Genomic DNA, 23,870 nt, shown 5'->3' with positions numbered 1-23,870 from the left:
GATGGGAACTTTCTTTTGGAGTATATTCTTATTTATTAAGCGCTTTCGTATTGTTAGTTCTATTGCTGTTGCAGTATTGCTGGCTTTTTTGTGGCTTGGTACCTCAAAAATTCATTTCGAAGAGGATATTTCTAAGGTGCTGATGAGTAGTGGGGAAACGAAGGTCGTCAACCAACTAATGGAGAACATCGATTTCTCAAATAAAATCGTTTTAATAGTTTCCCAAAAAGACACCCTTTTAGCACCCAATTACGATTCCTTAATTGTTACTGCTACTCGATTTGTTGAATCAATGAATCCAGCTGACTCTTTAATTAAAAAGATGAGCTTAGGCCTTGGGAAAGACAAAGTGAGTCAAGCCTATGATGTTTTTTATAGAAACCTTCCTCTCTTCTTGGAAAAGGAAGATTATGAAGTCATTGCCAAACGCATTGATGAGTCATCTATTAAAAATACGATTGAAGGGAATTTTAAAGCTTTAATGACACCTGCCGGCATTGGAATGCGCTCCTATATTTTAAATGATCCGCTTCATTTTACGCCATTGGTTTTGGAGAAGCTAAAGCGTTTGCAACTAGGCGATGCATATAAACTGTACCAAAACTATTTGTTTTCTGATAATGGTTATCATTTGTTCTTTTTCATGGAGTCGGCTTTTGCTTCTTCTGATACAGGAAACAATGCCCTTTTGGTTGAGAACATTGCTCGAGCCAAAACCGAAGTCGACAATGCAATTTGCACTTTAGATTATTATGGCGCTCCGGTTGTTGCAGTTTGTAATGCAATTCAAATAAAGAGAGATATACTACTGACTGTTAGTTTGGCTTTGGTTCTTTTAATTTTACTAATTAGTCTGTTGTTTCGCTCATGGCGGATTTTCATACTCGTGTTTTTGCCTGTTGTTTTTGGCATTTCTGTTAGTTTGGGGTGCTTTTACTGGGTGAAAGGATCCATATCAGCAATTGCCTTAGGTGTTGGATCTATTTTAATGGGAATAACCATAGATTATACCCTTCATGCATACGTTAATTTCAGATCTAAACGATCGGTAAAAGGACTTTTAGATACATTGTCACAACCTTTATTGATTAGTGGTGTCACCACTTCCATTGCATTTTTGTGTTTGTATTTTGTTGATTCGCCAGCACTACAGGAGCTTGGAGTCTTTGCCGCCCTTAGCATAATTAGTGCTGTACTATTTGTGCTCATCATAACACCTCAGTTTTTAGAGTCTGAATCGACAGCCAAAAAAGTAAATGAGATTCCATTCTTAGATAAAATTACAGCAATAGAATTTGACAAGTTTAAGTTGACGAAATGGATTATCCTTGCTTGTACAATAGCTTCTATATTTACATCTAGTCGGGTTGTTTTTAATACCGATTTGAATGCTTTGAACTACCAAACTGAGTATTTGAAAAATACAGAACAGAAATTAAAGGAGATTAGTTCTGTCGCTTTTCGTTCAGTTTTCTTTGTTGTTGGAGGGGAGTCGGTCGATGCTGCCTTAACTAAATTTGAGACATATACTGCCGTAATAGATTCTTTACAAACTCAAGGAGTTATTCGTAATATTTCAAGTCCCGGTTCTATTTTAAAATCAAAGAAAGAACAACAGATAAGATTAGATCGTTGGAATTCTTTTTGGACAGAGAATACAAAGAAGAATAGTATTCGGTTAGTAAAGGAAGCCGGTGCTCAAAATCATTTTAAACCAGAAGCTTTTTCTTCTTTCGAGAACATATTGGCAAAAGAGTATACCTACCTGTCAGAAAGCGATCAGGAATTCATTATTGATGGATTGTTCTCATCCCTGCTTAAGAAAAAGAAGGATAAAGTCTATCTTTTAAATACCCTTCGGGTGGATCAGAAAGATAAAAAAAGCTTGTATTCAACCATTGAAACAGACAATGATGCGGTGCTTTGGGACAAACAATATTTTTCGAACCATCTGGTGGATACCTTAAAAGATGATTTTAGCCGATTGGTATGGATATCGTTATTTGCAGTATTCTTTGTGCTTTTAATTTCTTACGGTCGGTTCGAGCTGGCAATAATTGCCATGATTCCTCTTTTACTTAGCTGGCTGTGGACACTTGGTTTGATGGGGCTGTTTGGCATCGAATTCAATATCTTTAACATCATTATTTCAACCTTTATTTTTGGATTAGGTGTTGATTACGCCGTTTTTATTCTAAACGCACTCATCGAAAACCGAAAATATGGTACTAATGAACTTAAATCCGCTAAGCTTTCCATTTTATTATCAGCAATAACGACTTTTGCGGGCATCGGAGTCTTGATATTTGCCAAGCATCCTGCTCTACAATCCATTGCCGCCTTATCAATTATCGGAATCGGATCCATTCTGTTTCTGAGTTTTACCTTATTACCTCTTTGTTATCGCTTTTTGTATTTTACGAATGGTAAAGAGCGAACCAGCCCGGTAATTATCTCCAATTTGTTTTCTTCGGTATTCGCATTGATCCAATTTGTAACCGGATGTTTAGCATTAACATCACTGATACCTGTTTTACTGATTTTGCCCATTCGAATGAAAACGAAGAAGTATATTTTTCATTCTTTGGTTCAGTTCTGCAGTAAATTTATAGTCTACAGCATCTTTGGAATTAAAAAGAGGTTTATCAATCGCGAAAAATTCGACCTAAGCACTCCTAAATTAATTGTTAGCAACCATCAATCTCATCTCGATTTGGTTTTGCTTTTCATGTTACATCCAAAAATTGTAGTGATTACGAATAATTGGGTTTGGAACAATCCCTTCTATGGGTTTATTGTGAAATTTCTTGATTTTCATCCAACAAGCAAAGGAATGGAGGAGGTTGTTGAACCTCTTCAGAAATGTGTTGACAATGGCTACTCGGTACTTATATTTCCCGAAGGACGCAGAACAAGAGATGGTGAAATAGCTCGATTTCATAACGGAGCTGCATTTTTGGCTGAGAAATTATCACTTGATGTATTGCCCGTTCTAATTCATGGTGCAAATCATTGCATGGATCGAAATGAATTCTTCCTTAAAAATGGTCAGATTACACTGCAATTTTTTGATTTGATAAAGAAAGAGGAGTTTTCTAAAACAATAACCTACGTTCAGCGAAGCAAACAATTGTGTTCTTTTTTCCGATCAGAATTTGATAGAATGAGACAAGAGCTTGAGACTCCTGATTATTTTGCCAATAAATTGGTTCAAGCCTATATCTACAAAGGCCCGGTATTAGAATGGTATTTACGTGTGAAGATGAGACTGGAACACAATTATAATTTTTTTGACAAAACAATCCCCAGAGAGGCTGTTGTTTGTGATATTGGTTGTGGATATGGATTTTTAGCAGCCATGCTTAAGTTTGTTTCTCCAAAGCGTGAAATTTATGCATTGGATTATGACGAGAAAAAAATTAAACTGGCAGCGCAGGCTCATGCTAAAATCGAAGGATTGCAATTTGAGATTTGTGACATCTCAAAAGTTGATCCGCCAAAAGCGGATGCCTATATTTTAAATGATGTACTGCACTATATGCCAGAATCGCTGCAATCGGTTTGTATCAAAAAGTGCATGCAGAATCTTAAGCCCGGAGGACAGATTATTATTCGTGATGCAGACACCGATTTGGAGAAGCGCACGAAAGGAACAAAACTAACAGAGCTCTTCTCAACAAAATTATTGCATTTTAACAAAACAAAATACAAGAACTTATTCTTCTTTTCGGGAACAAGAATAGAGAAAATTGCTGGTGAAAATGGATTCGAATTTGAAATTTTTGATCAATCCAGGTATACTTCAAATATCATTTACAAACTAAAAAGGAAGACTGGGATATAAGTGGGGGAATTCGATGTTATAATAATTGGTAGTGGCTTAGGCGGTTTAATCTGTGCCAACATTCTTTCGAAAGAAGGAATGAAGGTTTGTGTATTGGAGATGGACAAACGAATTGGTGGAACCCTTCAGTCGTTTGCCAAGGAAGGTGTTCTTTTTAATACAGGCCTTAATTATACCGAAAGTTTGAGTGAAGGCGAAGTATTGTATCGATACTTTAATTTTCTGGGTTTGATGGATGATTTAAACATCCAGCGATTGGATGTAGATGCTTTTGATAAAATTTCATTGGGAGAGGATGGAATTGAATATCCATTTGCTCAGGGGCATGAGAATTTTATTGAGCGAATGAGTGCGTTTTTTCCCAAAGAGAGAGCCAATCTGCAAAAATACTTCACTGAAATGGGCGAAGTATGCAATGCCTTTCCCTATTACAATTTAGAATCAGATAATTATTCCTTACAAAGCCTAGGCAAGCAACAAAGTGTTTCCGAATTTTTAAGAAGGAGTACTCCGGATGGTAAACTTCAAAAAATCTTGGCCGGAATGAATTCCTTGTATGCCGGTGTTGAAGGACAAACACCCATGTATATTCATTCTTTAATCAATTATTCATTTGTAAAATCAGCATGGAGATTGGTGAATGGAAGTTCTCAGTTGGCTCTCTTATTGGCAAAGGGGATCAAAGCAAATGGAGGTGTAATTAGAACAGAGGCTCGTGTAGTTGCATTGGAAGGCGAGAAGAATACAATTCACAGAGTCCAATTAGAAAATGGAGAGTATTTAAATGCAAAACAAGTCATTTCAAATGCTCACCCAGCCTCTACAATAAAGCTTCTTTCTGAAAATATGCTTCGGAAAGTGTATCGAAACCGGATTCTTTCCCTGGAAAATTCAGTGGGAATGTTTAGTCTCTATCTGGTACTTAAAAAGGACAGTTTAGATCAGTTCAATTACAATCACCATCATTTCCCAAATTCGAATGTTTGGGGAACTCAATATACTGCAGAAAATTGGCCGGAGCATTTTATGCTCTATTCTCCTGCAAACTCGAAGGGCGGAAAATATGCCAATGGTTTAACCGTGATTAGTTACATGAAGTTTAGTGAGATCAGTCAATGGCAGAACACAAGGAGAGAATCAAGACCTCAGTCCTATCATGATTTTAAAGATCAGAAATCAGAGATCTTGCTAAAAGCAGTGGAGAAAAGGTTTCCTGGTATTCGAGAGCATATTAAGTCAGTATATTCCTCAACCCCTTTGTCTTATCGTGATTACACAGGTACTCCTAATGGTTCGGCCTACGGAATTAAGAAGAATGCAGAGAATCCAATGCTGTCATTGCTTAGCCCAAAATCGAGGGTGAACAACCTTTTATTTACCGGTCAGAATTTAAATATGCATGGCATTTTAGGGGTTACAATTGGTGCGGTAATGACCTGTCAGGAATTACTGGGCAATGATTATTTAATTAATAAGATTAGAAACTACTAATGATACCATTTTGAAATCAAAACAAGTCGGTAGTAATAGTAGTTTCAGAAAATAAAATATGGCTAAAGAAAAATACGATATTGTAATTGTTGGAAGCGGACTGGGAGGACTGGCCTGTGCATATATCCTGGGAAAATTCGCTTATAAAGTTTGTGTGCTTGAAAAGCATTTTAAAACGGGCGGTAACTTACAAACCTTCAATCGCAAGGGTTGTAAGTTCGACACAGGCATGCATTACGTAGGTAGTTTAGGAGAAGGAGAGGTCTTGCACAAGTTTTTCAATTATCTTGATTTACTGGGAAAGGTAGATGCCCGTAGATTAGACGAGGATGCCTTTGATGTGATTAATATTGCCGGGCGGGAATACAATTATGCCATGGGCTACGAAAAGTTTACCCAAAGCTTACTTCGTGATTTTCCCGACGAGGAGATTGCTATTTTGGCCTATGCAGATAAAATAAGAACGCTTGGGGAAGGTTCTGATATCTTCAATTTGCGTGAAGTAGATTTGATGGATACATCCAATATGTCGTATTATGGGCAGAGCACTTCTGATTTTATTGCTTCGCTGACCGAAAATTTTGAACTGAGATCTGTGCTGGCAGCATTGAATCCTTTATATGGTGGTGGTGAACATACTACACCACTTTATGTGCATGCATTGGTTAATCACTTTTTTATAACCAGTGCCTGGCGCTTAACCGAAGGTGGAGATCAAATTTCCGATGCTCTCGTTGACTCCATTCAGGGAATGGGAGGTAAGGTCTTCACTAAAGCTGAAGTTGTGAAATTTCATTTTGAGGGAAAGCTCATGTCGGCCGTGGAAACCCAGAACGGAGATCTATTTGAAGCAAAGCATTTTATTTCAAACATGCATCCTTCAATCACAATGGATTTGGTCCCCGATGAAAAAATCAGAAAATCATACAAGTCAAGATTGACCAATCTGAAAAATACCATATCCGCATTTAGCGTGTATATTGTCTTGAAAAAAAATCATATCCCTTATTTGAATAAAAATTATTATTACTACAAAACAAATAATGTTTGGGGTGTTGATAATTATGACAAAGGGGATTGGCCACAAGGTTTGATGCTTTATTTTGCTGCTGATAAAAACAATCCCGAATATGCCGAGAGCCTAACAATTATAACTTATATGAAATATGAGGAAGTAAAGAAATGGGAGGGCACTAAGATTGAATGTCGGGGGGAAGAATATTTGGCCTTTAAATCAGAAAAAGAAAGAGAAGTGATGGCTTGTGTATCGGAGGTGTTTCCAGATATTATAGATGCTATTGACGCAAGCTATACATCCAGTCCGTTAAGTTTTAAAGATTACACGGGCACCAAGGAAGGCAGTATGTATGGGATTGTAAGGGATTGTAACAATCCAATTGAATCCTACTTACCATCGCGCACCAAAATATCAAATTTACTTTTAACCGGGCAGAGTGTGAATTTGCATGGCATTACCGGAGTGCTTTGCGGGGCCTTGCTAACCTGCGGACAACTTATAGATATTAATGCCATTCTTCAAGAAATTAATTCTTGTTATCCTGAAGAATATACGATATAAAATAAAATTGATGAGAAAAAGAACAAAACTGTTATTGGCTGTAATCATACTGCTTGCTGCATTTTTAATTTACCTTTTTACGGTAACAAAAATGGAAGAGCCAGAGCACATTCGGGTAAGCGATCAGGATTTGCCTGTGCATAGGATAAATGACTCCTTGTTGGTTTGTGGAGACAGCTGGATGAAGTTAAACGAATATGGTTTATGGGAATTGTTCGTACAGGGCGATCCTTATACCATGGGGTTTAAGAATGGACAATTAAGTAAAAATTTGGTTCAGTATCAGGAGGAAGCTTTTGTTGCCCAACTTGACAAATTGGTGCCTTCAAGATTCTATCTTCAGTTTCTTCGTGTCTTTTTGGGTTGGTTTAACCGCGATTTACTAAACTACATTCCCAAAGAGTATCAGTTGGAAGTAGCAGGTATTTCCAAATCTGCATCCGATGAATTTAATTTTATAGCACCCCCTTTTCAAAGAATCATGTCCTATCATGGAGCCCACGATATGGGCCATGCACTGCAAAGCATGTGTTTGGTTGGTTGCACTTCTTTTGGCCTTACAAATGATTACAGCGCTGATTCAAGTGTACTGATCGGTCGTAATTTTGACTTTTATGCGGGAGATAAGTTCTCAGAAAATAAGATCATTGCTTTCATGAAACCCGATGATGGTTATCCATTCATGTCGGTTACCTGGGGAGGGATGATTGGAGTTGTTTCAGGAATGAATTTGGAAGGTTTAAGCATTACCTTAAATGCTGAGCCTACCGGAATACCGAGTAGTAGTAAAACACCAGTTTCTATTCTGGCCCGAAAAATTCTGCAATATGCTTCCACCATCGATGAGGCCTATGCAATTGCTCAGCAATACGAAACATTTGTTTCAGAATCATTCCTAATCGGGTCGGGCAAAGAGAATAAATTTGCATTGATCGAAAAAACGCCGGATAAAATTGCTCTTTTACATCCAAAAGAAAACTATTTGGCCGTTACAAATCATTTTCTTGATTCAAGTATGCTGTTGAATCGTGAAGACAGTCCATCCAATTTTGTAGATGCCTCTCACTACCGACTGAATCGTGTTGAAAATTTAATTGATAGTACGGGTAAATTCTCAGTACAACAAGTCGCTGATTTACTTCGCGATCGAAAAGGAACAAAAGGGGCGAATATTGGATTGGGAAACGAAAAAGCAATCAATCAGTTGATTGCTCATCATGGAATTATTTTTAAACCTGAAGAGAAAAAAGTTTGGATCTCTGCAGCACCCTTTCAGTTGGGCGCTTTTGTGGCTTACGATTTGGATGAGATTTTTGCCGACCCTCAAGCTTATCGTTCTAAAAACTTGTATCTATCTGATGATGTAATTGAAGCGGATGCAATCTTGCAAAACGAGGAGTACGCTAACTTTTTGAAATACAAAGCCGAACTGCTGAAAGTTCAGAAAGGAATAGAGGAAGAAAGAGATTTTCCCAAAGAGGAATTGGATGCTTTTATTGCTTTAAATGAGGCATTTTATTACCCTCACTTATTGGTTGGTAAGTATTATTTTGAAAAGGGAGAATTTGCTGTAGCAAAAATACATTTCGAAAAGGCTCTGCAATTAGAAATTCCGCAGGAGTCAGAATACGAAGAACTATCGAAATTAAGTAAGGAATCAGATGAGCTCATGCTCAAGGAAAAATAAATTAGAAGCATAACAAAACTTAGATCTACTATTTAAAATATGACTCTACTGTCCGACTAAATAATGAGCATGCATCGCAAAAGAATTCTTTTTACTTGGTTTTACACGATATCGCCACCTACGGGGCTCTTTTCGTTGATTGTCTGTAAGCTACCATATTCTCGCTCCTCTGGAGCTGTTCAGAATCCCGTAGGGATGTTATTATGGTAGTAGTCAATTAATATCAAAATAAGAAGTGCTGTAAGCACGAAAGGAAATAATATAATGGCAAATGTATCCGGTTAGTAATGAAAATATTATATTTTTTGAAACGTCCATGCCAAAGTAATTTATATACACAGGGAGATGATTATCCCACCATGTTAATCCCGAAAGCTTTCGGGACCATATAGCAACTAAAAAACAAATAATAAACATATGAATAAAACAGTTTTAATTATCGCCATTATTTTATCTTCTTCAGCTACATATGCATTGGATACAATAAAGACAATACGAGGTGAAAAAATACCGACAGAAGTGATTGCTTATGAGTGGTCTTGTGACTCAAAAGGATTAAATAAGGCCATTGAAACTGATGATTTCTCACAATTAACAAAGGCGGAGAATAAAGTTTTTATTGAATCAACGGATAAGAACGGGACTATTCATGCAACTAAGGCTCTTGCAAGTTGGGGATATTGGATTATTACTGACGATAAAGAGGAAGCTGATTTTATTTTGAATTTCACATATAGGTTCGTTGGTGTGGGAGATGTTTTTGGATATGTAGAATTCCTAAATCCTGAAAATGGAAATATTATGAAGACTACAAAAGAAGTAAATTCAATGATGTCGATGGATTTTAATTCAAAAAGAGCCGTTATAAAGAAACTTGTAAAGAAGAGGATTAAGCCCCTGTTTCGTTAATAAATAGGAGATAGACATCGATTCTGGTTCACTATCAGAACTAATATTTTATCCTTTTTTATTTCTAATTAATATCCTTACTAAAAAAGAACACTTTATTGTCTCATTCTATTTTTAGGTATGAGAATTTTAAACTTGTTCGAATACAAAAATAAACCATGTTTATACCCGAAATAGAAAAAGCCAGTCAGGAAGAGATCGTGAACTATCAGGAAGGTCGTTTGCCTGAACTGTTTGATTACTTAACTGAAAACTCTCCTTTTTATTCCAGATTTTTTAAAGAGAATAATATTAAAACGGAGAGCATAAAAACCATGGCTGATTTCGCCACAATTCCTGTGACTACAAAGGAGATGTTGCAGGAACACAATATGGATTTTTTATGTGTAGACAAAGGCAAGGTGATTGATTACATTACAACATCAGGTACTTTAGGCGATCCGGTTACATTTACCATGACCGATTTGGATTTGGATCGATTGGCTTATAACGAATACATATCCTTTTTATGTGCGGGAGGATCTTCGGCTGATATCTATCAGTTGATGGTGACCATGGACAGACGATTTATGGCCGGAATGGCTTACTTTTTGGGCATTCGGAAAATGGGAGCGGGTGTTGTTCGTGTCGGCCCAGGAAATCCTGAACTGCAATTTGACAGCATTCAGCGCATTCAACCCACAAGTATTGTAACCGTACCCTCATTTTTGATTAAGCTGATCGAATTTGCCGAAACAAACAATATCGATCTCAATAAAACGTCGATCAAAAAAGCCATTTGTATTGGTGAAGCCATCCGTAATAACGATTTCTCATTAAACAAACTGGGCGCACGAATAAAAGAGAAGTGGGATATTGAATTGTATTCTACTTACGCTTCAACCGAAATGGGAACGGCTTTTACCGAGTGTGAGTATGGAAAAGGAGGACATCATCATCCCGAAATGATCATTGTTGAGTTTTTAGATGAGAATGATCAGCCTGTTAAAGAAGGGGAAGCCGGAGAGGTGACCATCACGAATTTGGGTGTTGAAGGAATGCCGCTGCTTCGCTTTAAAACAGGAGATATTTGTCATCATTACACCGATGCATGTGAATGCGGAAGAACAAGCATGCGTTTGGGGCCGGTAATCGGTAGAAAAAAACAGATGATCAAATTTAAAGGAACCACCCTTTACCCGCCAGCCCTATACGATATATTGAATGATATTAAGCTGGTGGAAAATTATGTGGTAGAAGTTTCGACAAATAGTATTGGAACCGATAATATTTTGCTGAAATTAGGCGTCGAATCTCCATCGAAAGAGCTTGAAAAATTAATTAAAGATCATTTTAGAGCCAAGATACGAGTAGCTCCCTTTGTGGAGTTTTTAGATATTATTGAAATTCAAAAAATGCAATTCCCGAATTTGAGTCGAAAACCAATCACATTTATCGATAAGCGATAGCGATCTGGAAGGGAAGAAAACGAATATTCACCGCATAGATTACAACATATATGACAAATCAGACCAAGGAAAATACTTTTGATAGAATTAGATGCTATAACGATTCGGAAGCCGTTGATGCTTTAAAAAGAATGGTTGAGTACGATGAGTTTTATCCGGTTTTTAAGCATGTATTTCCTAATCTTGATCAGTCTGCACTTACCAATTTATTCTTATCAGTTACAGGTTCATACGATTTTCAAAAGAGAGTCATGAATGATGCTGTAAAAACAGTAATCAAATTCAGTATGGATGAATTCTCTTGCGAGGGAATCAAAAATCTGGATAAAAATGAAGCTTATTTATATGTGGCCAATCATCGCGATATTGTGATGGATGCGGCATTATTACAGCATAGCTTGGTCACCAATGATATGAATACAACTCAAATAACCTTTGGGGATAACTTGATGTCTTCAGATTTCATCATCGATTTTGGGAAGATAAACAAGATGTTTACCGTAATTCGCGATGCGGATGGGAGAGAGGCTTTGCGAAATTCTCAAGAGCTATCGGCATACATGCGCTACGTAATTCGAAGTAAAAAGGAATCGGTGTGGATTGCACAGCGACCCGGACGTACCAAGAATGGATTGGATAAAACCCAGGAAGGTTTACTGAGAATGTTTAGCATGAGCGGCGAGGGGAGTTATAAAGATCGTTTAAAAGACCTGAACATTGTTCCCTTAGCAATTTCGTATGAGTTTGAACCTTGCGATTATTTAAAGGTTTATGAGCTTTGTGAAAAGAAAAGAGGAAAGTATATCAAGAAAAAGGGTGAAGATTTTAATAGTGTTGTTGAAGGAATCAGAGTATCTAAAGGCCGCACAAAACTGGTAATGGGTACATCTTTATCTCCCTTTATAGATGCATTGCCTGATGATATTGATAAAAAAGAAATTCTAAAAGTAGTTGCTGGTGAAATCGACAGACAGATTTATAGCAACTATCAGCTTTGGCCTACTAATTATATAGCTCACGACATGTTGAACGATGGCCAGCAATATGCTTCGGAGTACACGCTTAAAGAGAAAGACCGCTTTGTTGCGCATATGACGAGTTGTGCCGCCAAGCTTGATTTGGATGCCGACGAATTCAAAACAGCTTTTCTCAGTCTATATGCCAATCCGATTAAGCAATAAAATCTAAATAGATTGCATTAAAAAAGGAGAAACTCTGGGAAGTTTATCCTTTTTTTTTGTGCCCTATTTTAAATTAAGTTTTTTCGGTGGTGTGAGAGGTTTTCCGCTAGGCTAATTTTAAATAATCACAAAATCAAGCTATATTATTGTCTTTAACCAAACACCAAATAGATATCCACTTTTAACTAAAACAATAATAGAAAAAACAATCATTATACCAATGACTATTTGCATTGGCTTAGAAATGGATTTATAATCCTTAAATATTTTTTTCATTTTTTAAGTTTTTGATTATTAACGGTTCGGCTATGTGTAGGCCGACGTTAGGAGGCTTGTCATATAGCCATTAGCCACCGTTTTTTAATTTGAAGTTTACATTCTCTGCGAAATAGCTAGTTCCTTTCGTGTCATCTTTTTCGATTTGCTCAAAAATTTCACTTCCTATACTTGATGTTAGATACAATTCACCATTATTTCTAAAATATTTAATTTCAAGTGATTTGCTGTTCGTAAGTAGCCAAAGCCGATTAAGCAATTGTGAAGAATGAATCCCTCTATCTTTTGGGTCACCTTGCGTTAAGTCGAATAGCTCTAATGATGCATTGGCTGAATCATAATTGACATTCTGAATTTCAAACCCTTGACTCATTAAAGCTGAGGAAAACATTAGAAATCCAATTTCAGGTCTTGCATTTCTTTTGTCTTTATCAATTCGTTTACTTATTTCTGGAAGGTTATCGAATCCAAATATTTTATGTGCCATATTTAGAATTTCTGTAGTCCTCATACAGTAATTTATTCTTTCAAATAGCTCATTTCTGTCTATATCAAAAGTGACTTTTCTTATTCCTTCGCCTGACTCACAACGGATTCTATCATCAATAATTGAATAGGTATGATGTGCACCAATATTTCTCCAATCAGATAGTTTGATATTCTCTTTCGGCACGATGAAAATTGAGCCATAATCAGAGTTGTCAATCAAATCTTGGATTAAATTCCCAAGTTTATTCGACATTGTTTTTTCAACATCAATCAGTTTACCTCGTCTAATTTTATTGATTAAGACATTTTCGACATAAACTGATTTTGAAATACCTTCAATAATGTTTGAAATATCCTTCATTGAAGTTTGAGCAAACTCATAAATTTCTAATCCTTTTTTGTTAACTTCTAGATTAAGAAAACTCCAATATTTATTCCCCGATTCCAAGTGAAAAGGAATCATTTTCGACAAAACATCGGTTGTGCTCTCATAATTCTTCACCTTTGCTTGGTCATATGCATCCAATACAGTTTTGATGTCATTTTCAATTCCTGTATGTATTATTGATATTCTTAAAAAATTTATCCAATCTGGCACAAGAAAATCTATCGCATACTTTTCGAGGTTAGAATGATTTTTAAAATACGGTTTGAATGTTTCAATTATTTCAGTTTTGATAGTCAAAGGCGTATATCCATTTTCCAAGAGTAATGGAATTGGACTTTTGTCTTTCAATCCTTCAAGTATCTTCTGAAATTTCTTCATTTTTTTCTTAATGGTGGCTAGCGGTTTTGCCAAGTTTCTTCGGCGAATTAAAACAGTTGCCTTATCAATGCGCCAAGTAAGCAAGCCTATTAAATTTCCTATATATTTTTAACAAACCCTATTTTATGGGCTTGCTGGTGTTTAATAATTGAACTAAACTTTCAAATGGCTCATCAACGCCCATGAAATTTAGTTCCCAACTGCTTTTTTTATTTACAACTGACTCTATATAATTTTTTAAAAGAGTCAACACTTAGAACAAAGTTTATTATTGCATTAGCAATTTCAGATTCTTCACCACCTAATATTTCATGAAGATTCTGGGATTTTAAAGTATTCACAGATGTACCCCAAATTGTGTCATAATATCCATTACTTCCTTGCTGAAATTCAATGTTTAATTCTTCAATAGGAATTAGAATACTTGGATTAGTATTTAATTCCTGAAATTCCTTTCCAGATAATATTCCTGAAATTCTTAGTTTATTTTGCTTTGAATTATAAATAAATACAGAATAATTATTTGTTCCTGTGTTTAATTGAAAACCTTCATCGTTATGCTGAATTCGAACATCTCTTTGCAATTTTTCCGACAAAGTTTGAATCAGAAAGTCTCTCCAGTCTACATTAAATTTTGATTCGGATGTTTTAGTTTTATTAAATTCATAAAATAAATGTCTGGTACAAAACTCCTTTAATTCATTATATTCCTTCTCGTTTTCAGTTTGATAACCTATTTCTATTGAATTTATCTCAGAACTTAATAACAGATTCATAGAAGAAACAATCGCATATTTCTCATTTAAATACAGTTTGCAATGCAAGTCCTTTATTGAAGAGTATTTTAATCCTAAATCGTTTAGTTCTTTAAAGGAATTATGATTTGTCTGATCATCTCTAATTATTAATTCAATATCAATATTTCTTTGTTTGGCAGCCTCTAATTTCTTTAATAGTTTATACCACTTCGATATTTTTACATAAGGAGAAACCAATAAAACGAATTCATCGCTTTCTTCAAGCAAAGTCATTATTTTACTAGAAATTTCACTCGGCTTTATTAACTTCATTGATTTAGTTTAAAATTGTTGGTAACGGCAGTCTGTCTAAAACTGATTAAACTGCTCAATTAAGTCTTAAATATAGCGGTTTAAAGCATACATAAAATTGAAAACACCTTCAAAATATGAAATGCAAATTATTATATGTGGCTAAAGCCTATCTATTAATTTGACAACCCCAGTTGGCTAAAGCCAAACTGCAATAGATGTTTTGCATTAGTTTCATTTCAATCATTTACATTTCTATTATCTGTTGCCTGAAAACAAGTGCAATAAACACTCTAATTTTCTACTTACAACAGTAAATAGTTTGTGTTATTTATTGCAGTTCGGCTTTAGCCAACTGAATTTAAAATATTCCTAGCCTTTTGCTTTAGCATCATTCTACTCCTTCATTAATGTAAAGCTTCGAGATTTTTAAGCTGAAAAAATGAAGCTTTAAAAGCTCGCTAATCAGCAAACTTTTAAAGCTCTCATCTTATTTTGTAGAAATATTATTTGCTTGCGCAACGCTTACTTTTGTTAGCATTTGTTGTTTTTGCCTCAATATAATTATTTGCCTTCTCAGCTATCAAATTCAGAATATGTCTATTTGATTTGTATTCTTTCTCCTTATTCAGATTTGTTGGATAAATATAAATTTTTCTTCCTAGTGTAGTTTCTTTTTGAAAATTAACAACAATTATATCTTCAGTCATAAGATGTATATAAAATGGATGATACTTCAAATATTTAATATTACTCAATTCAATTTTGTCTGTCAGCTTACCATTTTCTAAATACAAATATTCATCATCAATATATGCCTCACATAATCTCGAAGAGTATTTTCTCGATATTAAGGTAATTGTTGAAAATAAAACAAGGATCATTAAAGCAAGTAGGATGACTAAACTATTCCCCTCTATTATATTGACAATAAGAACAACAAGTATGGCAAGGTCAACTAGATAAAATACATAAACTTGTATTTTGTGCAAATCAGTGGCTGAGTTTGATAGTTTAATCTTCATCGTTCTTAAACAATTAATGCTAACTTATTAGAATGTGCACCAGTGCACTTATTCTTAATATGCCAGTAGGCAGGTGCACAATACATTGTCTTATGCTATGTCTTGTGCCTTGCTACCGCACAATTGCTATCCCTCCAATAAACCAGAACAACAACAACAACAATTTTCTCTAATGGCCATTAAAACTAAGCATTAAATGAACTAAACAGTAGTAATTAGCTAGAGAAAGCAATTTGTAGAACTAAAAAAGAACTGCTCTACATAAGTTGAGGTGAAAAAAGCAGAAGAAGGTGCGATTTATTGCGGAAGAATATCTGTACATAATCATTTTTGGACTGGAAATGCCCGTTTTTACTGCTGCAGCGTCCATTTTAACCCCTACAAAGTTCATTATGAGTGTGTAAAAAAGTAGGATAGGATCGTGTTTTATGCTGATTATAATTAGTTAGTGATCGGTCGCTATCTCGTTGCTTGGGGAAAACTTCAAATTGAAAAAAAATGCCCTTCCCGAACAGGGGAAAGCTTCGATTTGAAAAAAGACGCCTTTCCCGAACAGGGGAAAGCTTCGATTTGAAAAAAGAGACCTTTCCCGAACAGGGGAAAGCTTCAAATTGAAAAAAGAGACCTTTCCCGAACAGGGGAAAGCTCCGATTTGAAAAAAGAGACCTTTCCCGAACAGGGGAAAGCTCCGATTTGAAAAAAGTCGCCTTTCCCCAAGTGGGGAGGCTTTACTTTTGAATTTTTGGGCTTATCCCCGAAAGGGGGAGATTGGAATTTGAAAATTGCCGGCAATGAAGAGTAGGGGGAGAGGTGATTTTTTTGAGGTCGATTTTACTTTAGACTTTTCAGCTAATTCTTAGGGCTTGTGTCCTTCACTACAATACTCATCTCGCTTGAAATTTCGTCGGCAGCTTCACTAATGAACCGACCTTAAATACAATTCTTTTTTTTTACCAACTCTCAAAAGCGATACTTTAAATTTTAGCTTTCTTAGGTTTTGTCTTCAAGCCAGATGGGCTTTTCATTTTTGATTCATGCCTAATTTTAACGGGTATTCATGATCTCACTACGCTCAATTGAGTGAAACGAAATCGATGAGGCCCGCAAAATTATCTCGATTCAAACAGCTTTTTGTTCTTAACGCTATCTTCACTAAACGGGTCCCGATCTCCGGACTCAATGTCAAATTCTTCCTAATTAATAGACTGCAAGGTGATGCTTTCAAAAAAGACAAAACAAATAATACCACGGTACTCTGTACCTAAAAATCATAACCATGGCTCTTGCTAGTCTTTTCACTTGCTTTTACATTGTATCGCCGCCTACGGGGCTTTTTGTTGTTGATTCTCTGTCAGCTACCATATTTTCGCTCCTCTGGAGCTGTTAAAAATCCCGTAGGGATGTTATTATGGTAGTCTGTAAGCACGAAAGAATATAATGGCAAGTTTATCCGATTAGTAATGATAATTTATTAAAGTTTTATGAAGGACAATAAATCTTCATGTTACAACTTGCAATCAATTCATCATTCAGAAAAACCTCGCCCTTAATTAAATTATAGTCCATCACTCTGTTTTCCTGAGTAACAATTGTTTTAAGAATGCTAAGCACATCAGGAAGACGAATGATTTTTACCTTTTTAATTCCGGCAATAAATCCTATCGGCACTTCCATTCCCAATTCCTTAGCCTGATATCCATTGCCTGCAGCTGCTGTTTGTGCAATGTTTTCGACCAAGCCGCCTTCGCTTAGTTTTCCATTATCTACAAGAGGATGATTTTCGGGAACCGTAAAATGACAAATGGTTATTTTATCGGAGACTGAAATGATCTGATCCACCAAAACAAAAGGATGTTTTTGAGGAATTAGGCCATTGGTGGTATGAGGTAATGTCATCATTTTATTTTTAGACAAAAAAACGGAAGAGTATGGCTTTATTGATTGTTATTGCAAAAGCCATACTCTGATACTTAAGCTTTTATTTTACACTTATAAAGGCTATGGCTGACACCTATGTCATGAATTTCTTCATCAACATAAAGTCCTGCATTGTCGATAATGGCTAGCATATCTTCAGAATGATACATTTGCGAACAGCCATTTGCCAAGCACGTGAAATATAAAGATGTAGCATGCAAACTATAGGTTGAAGCCTCGTATTTTTGTTTGTCCCAATAGGTTTCCAGAATATATACAGAACCATCTTCTACAATTGCATTTTTTGCTCTCTGAAGCAATTCCAGGATATCCTTTTGTGAGAAACAGTCCAAAAACTGACTCATCCAAACAATATCAAAGCCCTTTGGAAAAGGAACAGAATGATCGAGTAGATTTAGAGGGATACCCCTAACACGATCGCTAAGATTGTTCGATTCTATATTTACATAGGCTTTCTCCAATTGACCTGGTAAATCGAGTATGGTAACCTGAACATCCTCGTCGTATTTTCCACATTGAATCGACCATTTTCCTGTATTGCCACCAACATCAAGAAGCTTTTTAGGCTTATTCGCAAAAACGATGGGTAATACTTCCGGAAAAGCAGTGTCGGAGTAGTAGTGATCAAATTCGAACCAGCTTTTTTGAACTTGATCAGGCAACTGTGAAAGTCCCTCGTATACCGTAGCCCATTCACCAAATACCTTTAAACCCTCAGGCTTTCCATTTTCTATGGATTTGTCAAGATCGAAAAAGCCTTCGTAATTCACATCGTGCACAAAGTTCATGTTCACCTGAGTCAAAGGATCGCTCAATAAAAAGAAACCGGTTTTGGTAAGAAAGTATCGGTTTTCTTCAACCCGAACAATTTCCATGCTTAGGCCGGCCTCAAGCAGAACTTTAACGCCATAAACCGCGATGTCTAGTTGTTTGGCTATCTCTGAAATCAGAATCCCCTTATTTCTTTGTTTTTTAATGATTTCAAGAATGCCCATTTTTTGTAGAGAACGTGCGGCCTGAAACATGATGGGTCCAAAAGCAATCTTTTGAGCATCAAATTTTGCTTGTAAAGCAGTCTTATTATCGTTACCAAAATTCATATGTTTTGCTTTATAGGTCTTTTAGTTGACAGAGTTTTTATCACCCCAAAATGAATAGAAATTGAACCATTGATTCGGATTTTCGAGAACAATTTGCTCCAGATTCCTCACATAAGGTTCAATCATATTTTTAAGATCTTGATTTCTTGTTTTTAGCTTGTTAGGGTAGGGAAGTACCTCTGGTTTGGTGGCCTTAAAATGATAGTGATATCTACTTGTTTTAATTGCAGAAACATAACAAACAGGAGCCCCGAATTTAGATGCCATATAGAAAGGACCACTTGGAAATTGTGCTTCCTGCCCTAAGAATTCAGTACAAATTGTTTTACTGCCCGGTAAAAAGCGATCGCCATGTAAGGCAATAAATTCGCCTTTTTTAAGAGCTTCTTCTATGGCGTGCAAATGATCGAAATTGTTTTTTATGGGAATGATCGCCATTTGTTTATCACGCAGTACATTTTGCATTAATTCCTTTATTTTTTGATGTTCAGCATCGAGCATTACAACATGTACTTTGGTGTTGATTCGCGTTAGTAAATGACCGGCAATTTCCCAATTTCCAATGTGTGCACCAATTAAGATTCCTCCTTTTTTATCTTTGGCCAGGGCATGTAAATAGTCTTCTCCATCAAAGTCGAAGGTAAATTTGTTTTTAATTCCAGCCATAACAACAATTTTGTCGAGCAGGCATTCGCCAAGCATTACGTAATTTCGGTAAATCGCTTTATAGGCATCAAATTTACCATGCTGAAGGCGATTTTGATAGAAATACATCAAAGGACCCTTATCAGAAAAAAACCAAAAGTAGACAGCAACCGCTCGCAAAAGAGCGTAAGAAAACCGAATATTCACCTTCTTTAGTAATAGGATAAATATTCGGTATCCCGTTGTACCACCCCGGGTTTTACCTTCCCATGAAGCCATTAGGAGTGTACTTTTACTTGTTCTTCAATATAGTCGTATAGATCGGAAAGCTGACGAATGTGAGTCATTTCCTCGCCTTTTACTTTAAATCCAAATTCTCTTTCGATGATTACTACGATATCAACAAAATCAAGACTTTCAATCTCCAAATCATCTTTAAAATTGGCATCAGGTTTAATCTGATCCGCTTCAATTTCAAATTCATCAATTAAAAAGGCATCCACTTTTTTGATTACTTCTTCTTTAGTCATATAGGTTGTTATTTTACTTTTTTCACGATTAAGGTTGAGTTTGTACCTCCAAAACCAAACGAGTTGGAAAGGAAAGTATCAATATTTTTTTCAATTCGATTTCCTGAAATATTTAGTTTGGCCGAATGCTCATCAGGGTTTTCAAAATTGATGGTTGGGGCAATGTATGAATTTTGCATCATCAGTATCGAATAAATAATTTCACTGGCACCGCACATCCACATTTCATGACCCGTCATCGATTTGGTTGAATTGATAGGTGTTTTGGAGCCGAAAATATTGTATAAAGCTTGCGCTTCATTCGTGTCACCAACAATAGTTGACGTGGCATGAGCATTTACATAGTCGATATCCTGAGCGCAAATACCTGCGTATTTAAGTGCTTTTTCGAGCGATTTGCTTGGCCCTTTAATATTTGGAACCGAAATATGCTCACCATTCGATGAGAAGCCATAGCCGGTTAATTCGGCAAGAATTGGAGCCCCGCGCTTGATGGCCGATTCGTAGCTTTCAACAACTACTGTTGCTGCACCACCACTAGGCACAAGTCCGTCACGATCCCTATCAAATGGGCGAGAGGCTTTGGTCGGATCAGCTGTGTTCGTCGAGAAGGCACTTAAACCATCGAAGGAACCCATCGATTCGGCATTCACCTCTTGTCCGCCACCACAAATAATAATGTCCTGTAAGCCTTGCTGAATAAGAATCATTGCCATTCCAATGGCGTGCGAACTACTGGCACAAGCTCCACTAATGGTGAAATTCACGCCTGTTAGTTTTAAAATAACCGACAAATTCATGGTTATGGAGGAGTTCATCGACTGAAAAATGCTTCCTGATCCCACCAAAGTGGTATCTTTTTTGGCACGAACGATATCAATTGCATTAATTACCGGAACTGCAGAACTATCATTCCCATAAAGAATACCAACCTCATTCTTGAGTCTGAATTCTTCATCAAGTTGAGCCATTTCCAAAGCTTCCATGGTTGCAACGTAAGCATATTCGCCTTGTTCGGGCAATCCGATCCGCATTCTTCTTGGCAATACCCCTTTCAATATAGGGCGTTCAATAATTCCTGTTAAGGGAGATCTAAAACCGTCATCAATTCGTTTTGCATCAATTCCGATTCCAGAAACACCATTGTAAAGGGAATCGTTTACTTCTTCAATATTTTTTCCTATTGTGGAGTAAACTCCCATCCCTGTAATGACTACTCTCTTCATATTTTTTGGTTTGTCGAATACTATTTAATGTTTACTTACTAGCTGTACATGCCACCATTAATAGAAATGGTTTCTCCTGTTATGTAAGCTGCTTTATCTGAGGCTAAAAATGACACCGCATAGGCTACCTCCTGGGCAGTTCCAAATCTATTTAGAGGAATTAGTTTTTTAAGTTCTTTTTCGTCTAAATCAGCAGTCATATCTGTTCTGATAAAGCCGGGAGCAACAGCATTTACTGTTATTTTTTTCTTGCCAATTTCCATTGCCAGCGATTTGGTTGCACCAATAACACCCGCTTTTGCAGCCGAATAATTCGTTTGACCAGGCATTCCTTTTTGTCCTGATAAAGAAACCACATTTATGATGCGGCCCCATTTATTAATAACCATATTTGTTAGCAACCTACTGGTAATGTGAAAGAAGCTATCCAAATTCGTTTTTATTACTGATCCCCATTGATCCTCAGACATAAATACCATCAGGTTATCTTTGTTGATGCCGGCGTTGTTTACCAGTACACTAATGTGTTGATCAGGATTGGAAGTATGCCAATTATCCAGGCTACTTTTAATCTCATCACTATCGGAAACATCAAAGGGAAGGAGTTCTCCATTACCTCCTTGATCTTTAATTTCCTGTAAGGTATTTTCAGCTTCTTCTTTGTTCGAACGATAGTTGATAAGAACATACATTCCATCGGCAGCCAGTTCTGTACATATCGCTTTACCAATACCTCTTGATCCCCCTGTTACAAGCGCATATTTCATAAGAGTCTAATTTGTTGCTTTTACTATATTTTGAGATCTAATTGGCAAATTTTTCATTCCCAATTTTAAATATTCTTACTTCTCATCTAAATATTGTAGCCTATACCGTAAGGCTCATTTCGGACTCTACAAAAGTAGGAAGTTTAATTTCGCATTCCTTTATTAGTTTTTCAATAGCAGCCATCTCCTCATACTTAGGAGTATCCTCGATAAATACAGGCACAATATCTCGAGCCATGCTATATAATTTCTGAGTAAAAGGCGACAGCTTTGATTCTATTTTCAAGTAATCAATAGCCTGGCAAACAGCAATTATTTGTATGGCCAGCACTTGTCTGGTATTGTTTAAAACCCTTTGACACAATATTGCCGAGTTGGTTCCCATGCTCACAATATCCTGATTGTCGTTATTGTTAGGAATAGAATGAACGTACATTGGGTTTGATATTGTTTGGCATTCGGCGGTAGTAGAGGTTGCTGTAAATTGCATTGCCTGCATGCCTAAATTCAATCCCAGTTTTCCTAAATTGATAAAAGGAGGAAGAATTTTATTGATCTTATTATTGAAGAGAAAATTTAGTTGTCGTTCCGAGAGCATGCTCATTCGGGTAGTAACCATTTTTAGTTTGTCCATTTCCAGGGAGATATAATCCCCATGAAAATTACCACCATGCAATACATTTTCTTCACTAAGCGACACAATAGGGTTGTCGTTTGCCGAATTTAGTTCGTCCTCTAAAACATGCGCACAATTGTTTATCGTATCGAACACCGGACCTAAAATTTGCGGAACACAACGCAAAGAGTAATACTCTTGTACCTTCTTCGAGAAAATATCCTGATCCAAATTTTGATCCGTAAAGAAATGCTCTTCCCGTTTCAAAATTCGCTTGCTGTTGCCAAGAATGGCTTGCATTTGTCTGGCAACTTCTCGCTGTCCTTTATGTCTTTTAGCAAAGTTGAGTTCATCTGAAAAATGATCATCGAACGATTCAACAATTTCATTCATGATACAAGATAAACTCAAGGACCAATTGAATAGATTCTTAGCTTCCTGCAAATTGTTGATTCCCATACCCGTCATTACCGAAGTTCCATTTATGATGGCCAAACCTTCCCGTAATTTTATTTGAATGGTCTGAAGTTCTTCCTTTTTGAATACTTCCTCAGTAGAACACCATTCTCCCTGATATTTTACTTTGCCTTCGCCAATGAGATTTAATCCTAAATGTGCTAATTGAACCAGATCACCACTTGCTCCAACACCACCATGTTCAGGAATAAATGGAAGAATATTTTTCTTTATCATCTGACTAAGCAGTTCGATACACGAATAATGAACGCCCGATTTACCTTGAAGAAAAGAGTTTAGCCGGGCTAGCATTGCAGCTTTTAGTGTTGCATCATCAAGAGGATTGCCAGCTCCAACGGCATGACTTCGAATAAGATTTAATTGCAGTTGAACCTGTTCGTCTTTTTGAATCTTATATTGAGCCATGGGTCCCAAGCCCGTATTTATACCATAAATTATTTTGTCTTTAGAAAAATCGAACAGAAAATTATATGATTCCTTTAGCTTCTCGCATCTTTCTTCTGAAATTTCGAAATCATGATCATTATTAATAATTGAGATAAAGTCGTTTAGTTCTAATAATGAATTATTTAAAAGTAGTGGCATTTGCTTGCTTGAGTTGTTTTAACAGGTTGCAAAAATAATAGAATAATAACTAAAATAGCAACGGTTTTCTTAAGTTAATTGCAACTAATCGATTTCTATATTCAATAAATTATTTGATTGCGCTATCCGTATTTTGTAACCAAATGATTATAAGCGTATTTTATCCTTATAATCATATTTGCCCAAGCTTCGCTATATATTCTCTAGTCTTGATAAAAGCATTCTTTGTTCGAATTGCTCTT

Annotated in this window: 17 protein-coding genes; 7 read left to right on the top strand and 10 right to left on the bottom strand. The window is 36.3% G+C overall.

All coding sequences use genetic code 11. The annotated features are described in order from the left end of the window. Window position 1 precedes the first annotated feature (1 nt). The 7 genes from ALGA_RS21280 to ALGA_RS21250 all read left to right on the top strand — a co-directional run bounded on the left by ALGA_RS21280 (window position 2) and on the right by ALGA_RS21250 (window position 12,139). Window positions 2–3,844 carry a trifunctional MMPL family transporter/lysophospholipid acyltransferase/class I SAM-dependent methyltransferase gene (locus tag ALGA_RS21280; protein WP_096432772.1) on the top strand — a complete coding sequence of 1,281 codons (3,843 nt, stop codon included), beginning with the start codon at window positions 2–4 and terminating at the stop codon, window positions 3,842–3,844. After that, window positions 3,845–5,335, top strand: coding sequence for a phytoene desaturase family protein (locus tag ALGA_RS21275; RefSeq protein WP_096432770.1), 1,491 nt, complete (start codon window positions 3,845–3,847; stop codon window positions 5,333–5,335). Between the two features lie 58 nt (window positions 5,336–5,393). Next, on the top strand, window positions 5,394–6,914 hold the full coding sequence (locus ALGA_RS21270) for a phytoene desaturase family protein (protein WP_096432768.1): 1,521 nt from the start codon (window positions 5,394–5,396) through the stop codon (window positions 6,912–6,914). Between the two features lie 10 nt (window positions 6,915–6,924). After that, window positions 6,925–8,601 (top strand): C45 family peptidase, encoded by a 1,677-nt coding sequence (locus ALGA_RS21265; RefSeq protein WP_162845509.1) that lies wholly within the window; start codon window positions 6,925–6,927, stop codon window positions 8,599–8,601. Between the two features lie 417 nt (window positions 8,602–9,018). After that, on the top strand, window positions 9,019–9,510 hold the full coding sequence (locus ALGA_RS21260; RefSeq protein WP_096432764.1) for a hypothetical protein: 492 nt from the start codon (window positions 9,019–9,021) through the stop codon (window positions 9,508–9,510). 158 nt (window positions 9,511–9,668) lie between these two features. Further along, entirely contained in the window at window positions 9,669–10,958 is a 1,290-nt protein-coding gene (locus tag ALGA_RS21255; RefSeq protein ID WP_096432762.1) for a phenylacetate--CoA ligase family protein, read from the top strand. A gap of 50 nt (window positions 10,959–11,008) precedes the next feature. Continuing rightward, entirely contained in the window at window positions 11,009–12,139 is a 1,131-nt protein-coding gene (locus ALGA_RS21250) for a 1-acyl-sn-glycerol-3-phosphate acyltransferase (RefSeq protein WP_096432760.1), read from the top strand. Window positions 12,140–12,485: 346 nt separating this feature from the next. Here the strand turns inward: ALGA_RS21250 and ALGA_RS21245 are convergent, their stop codons facing one another. The 10 genes from ALGA_RS21245 to ALGA_RS21200 form a co-directional block, all read right to left on the bottom strand. After that, window positions 12,486–13,610 carry a hypothetical protein gene (locus ALGA_RS21245; protein WP_145957696.1) on the bottom strand — a complete coding sequence of 375 codons (1,125 nt, stop codon included), beginning with the start codon at window positions 13,608–13,610 and terminating at the stop codon, window positions 12,486–12,488. 269 nt (window positions 13,611–13,879) lie between these two features. Next, window positions 13,880–14,740 carry a phospholipase D-like domain-containing protein gene (locus ALGA_RS21240; RefSeq protein WP_096432756.1) on the bottom strand — a complete coding sequence of 287 codons (861 nt, stop codon included), beginning with the start codon at window positions 14,738–14,740 and terminating at the stop codon, window positions 13,880–13,882. Window positions 14,741–15,225: 485 nt separating this feature from the next. Then, the gene (locus ALGA_RS21235; RefSeq protein ID WP_096432754.1) at window positions 15,226–15,744 is read right to left on the bottom strand and encodes a hypothetical protein; all 519 of its coding nucleotides are present in this window, start codon (window positions 15,742–15,744) and stop codon (window positions 15,226–15,228) included. 1,479 nt (window positions 15,745–17,223) lie between these two features. Next, window positions 17,224–17,640, bottom strand: coding sequence for a 3-hydroxyacyl-ACP dehydratase (locus ALGA_RS21230; protein ID WP_096432752.1), 417 nt, complete (start codon window positions 17,638–17,640; stop codon window positions 17,224–17,226). A 74-nt stretch (window positions 17,641–17,714) separates the two neighbouring features. Further along, entirely contained in the window at window positions 17,715–18,782 is a 1,068-nt protein-coding gene (locus ALGA_RS21225; RefSeq protein ID WP_096432750.1) for a class I SAM-dependent methyltransferase, read from the bottom strand. 21 nt (window positions 18,783–18,803) lie between these two features. Next, the gene (locus ALGA_RS21220) at window positions 18,804–19,706 is read right to left on the bottom strand and encodes an LpxL/LpxP family acyltransferase (protein WP_096432748.1); all 903 of its coding nucleotides are present in this window, start codon (window positions 19,704–19,706) and stop codon (window positions 18,804–18,806) included. Next, window positions 19,706–19,957, bottom strand: coding sequence for an acyl carrier protein (locus tag ALGA_RS21215; protein ID WP_096432746.1), 252 nt, complete (start codon window positions 19,955–19,957; stop codon window positions 19,706–19,708). The genes ALGA_RS21220 and ALGA_RS21215 overlap by 1 nt, the downstream gene beginning before the upstream one ends. Before the next feature lie 8 nt (window positions 19,958–19,965). Next, a complete protein-coding gene (locus tag ALGA_RS21210; RefSeq protein WP_096432744.1) occupies window positions 19,966–21,183 on the bottom strand; it encodes a beta-ketoacyl-[acyl-carrier-protein] synthase family protein in 1,218 nt (405 codons plus the stop codon). 38 nt (window positions 21,184–21,221) lie between these two features. Beyond that, entirely contained in the window at window positions 21,222–21,950 is a 729-nt protein-coding gene (gene fabG, locus ALGA_RS21205) for a 3-oxoacyl-ACP reductase FabG (protein WP_096432742.1), read from the bottom strand. A 100-nt stretch (window positions 21,951–22,050) separates the two neighbouring features. Next, window positions 22,051–23,628, bottom strand: coding sequence for an HAL/PAL/TAL family ammonia-lyase (locus ALGA_RS21200; RefSeq protein ID WP_096432740.1), 1,578 nt, complete (start codon window positions 23,626–23,628; stop codon window positions 22,051–22,053). Between the last annotated feature and the right edge of the window lie 242 nt (window positions 23,629–23,870).

Origin of the sequence: Labilibaculum antarcticum (assembly GCF_002356295.1) — a bacterium.
GTDB lineage: Bacteria > Bacteroidota > Bacteroidia > Bacteroidales > Marinifilaceae > Labilibaculum > Labilibaculum antarcticum.
Note: the sequence above shows the minus strand (reverse complement) of the source record. Positions and strands in the feature narration are given on the sequence as shown.

Excerpts from the sequence above, each read along its gene's own strand:
- ALGA_RS21215 (WP_096432746.1), bottom strand. The coding sequence starts at position 19,957 with ATGACTAAAGAAGAAGTAATCAAAAAAGTGGATGCCTTTTTAATTGAT.
- ALGA_RS21200 (WP_096432740.1), bottom strand. The coding sequence starts at position 23,628 with ATGCCACTACTTTTAAATAATTCATTATTAGAACTAAACGACTTTATC.
- ALGA_RS21255 (WP_096432762.1), top strand. The coding sequence starts at position 9,669 with ATGTTTATACCCGAAATAGAAAAAGCCAGTCAGGAAGAGATCGTGAAC.
- ALGA_RS21220 (WP_096432748.1), bottom strand. The coding sequence starts at position 19,706 with ATGGCTTCATGGGAAGGTAAAACCCGGGGTGGTACAACGGGATACCGA.
- ALGA_RS21280 (WP_096432772.1), top strand. The coding sequence starts at position 2 with ATGGGAACTTTCTTTTGGAGTATATTCTTATTTATTAAGCGCTTTCGT.
- ALGA_RS21250 (WP_096432760.1), top strand. The coding sequence starts at position 11,009 with ATGACAAATCAGACCAAGGAAAATACTTTTGATAGAATTAGATGCTAT.
- ALGA_RS21270 (WP_096432768.1), top strand. The coding sequence starts at position 5,394 with ATGGCTAAAGAAAAATACGATATTGTAATTGTTGGAAGCGGACTGGGA.
- ALGA_RS21235 (WP_096432754.1), bottom strand. The coding sequence starts at position 15,744 with ATGAAGATTAAACTATCAAACTCAGCCACTGATTTGCACAAAATACAA.
- ALGA_RS21225 (WP_096432750.1), bottom strand. The coding sequence starts at position 18,782 with ATGAATTTTGGTAACGATAATAAGACTGCTTTACAAGCAAAATTTGAT.
- ALGA_RS21210 (WP_096432744.1), bottom strand. The coding sequence starts at position 21,183 with ATGAAGAGAGTAGTCATTACAGGGATGGGAGTTTACTCCACAATAGGA.
- ALGA_RS21265 (WP_162845509.1), top strand. The coding sequence starts at position 6,925 with ATGAGAAAAAGAACAAAACTGTTATTGGCTGTAATCATACTGCTTGCT.
- ALGA_RS21230 (WP_096432752.1), bottom strand. The coding sequence starts at position 17,640 with ATGACATTACCTCATACCACCAATGGCCTAATTCCTCAAAAACATCCT.
- ALGA_RS21260 (WP_096432764.1), top strand. The coding sequence starts at position 9,019 with ATGAATAAAACAGTTTTAATTATCGCCATTATTTTATCTTCTTCAGCT.
- fabG (WP_096432742.1), bottom strand. The coding sequence starts at position 21,950 with ATGAAATATGCGCTTGTAACAGGGGGATCAAGAGGTATTGGTAAAGCG.
- ALGA_RS21240 (WP_096432756.1), bottom strand. The coding sequence starts at position 14,740 with ATGAAGTTAATAAAGCCGAGTGAAATTTCTAGTAAAATAATGACTTTG.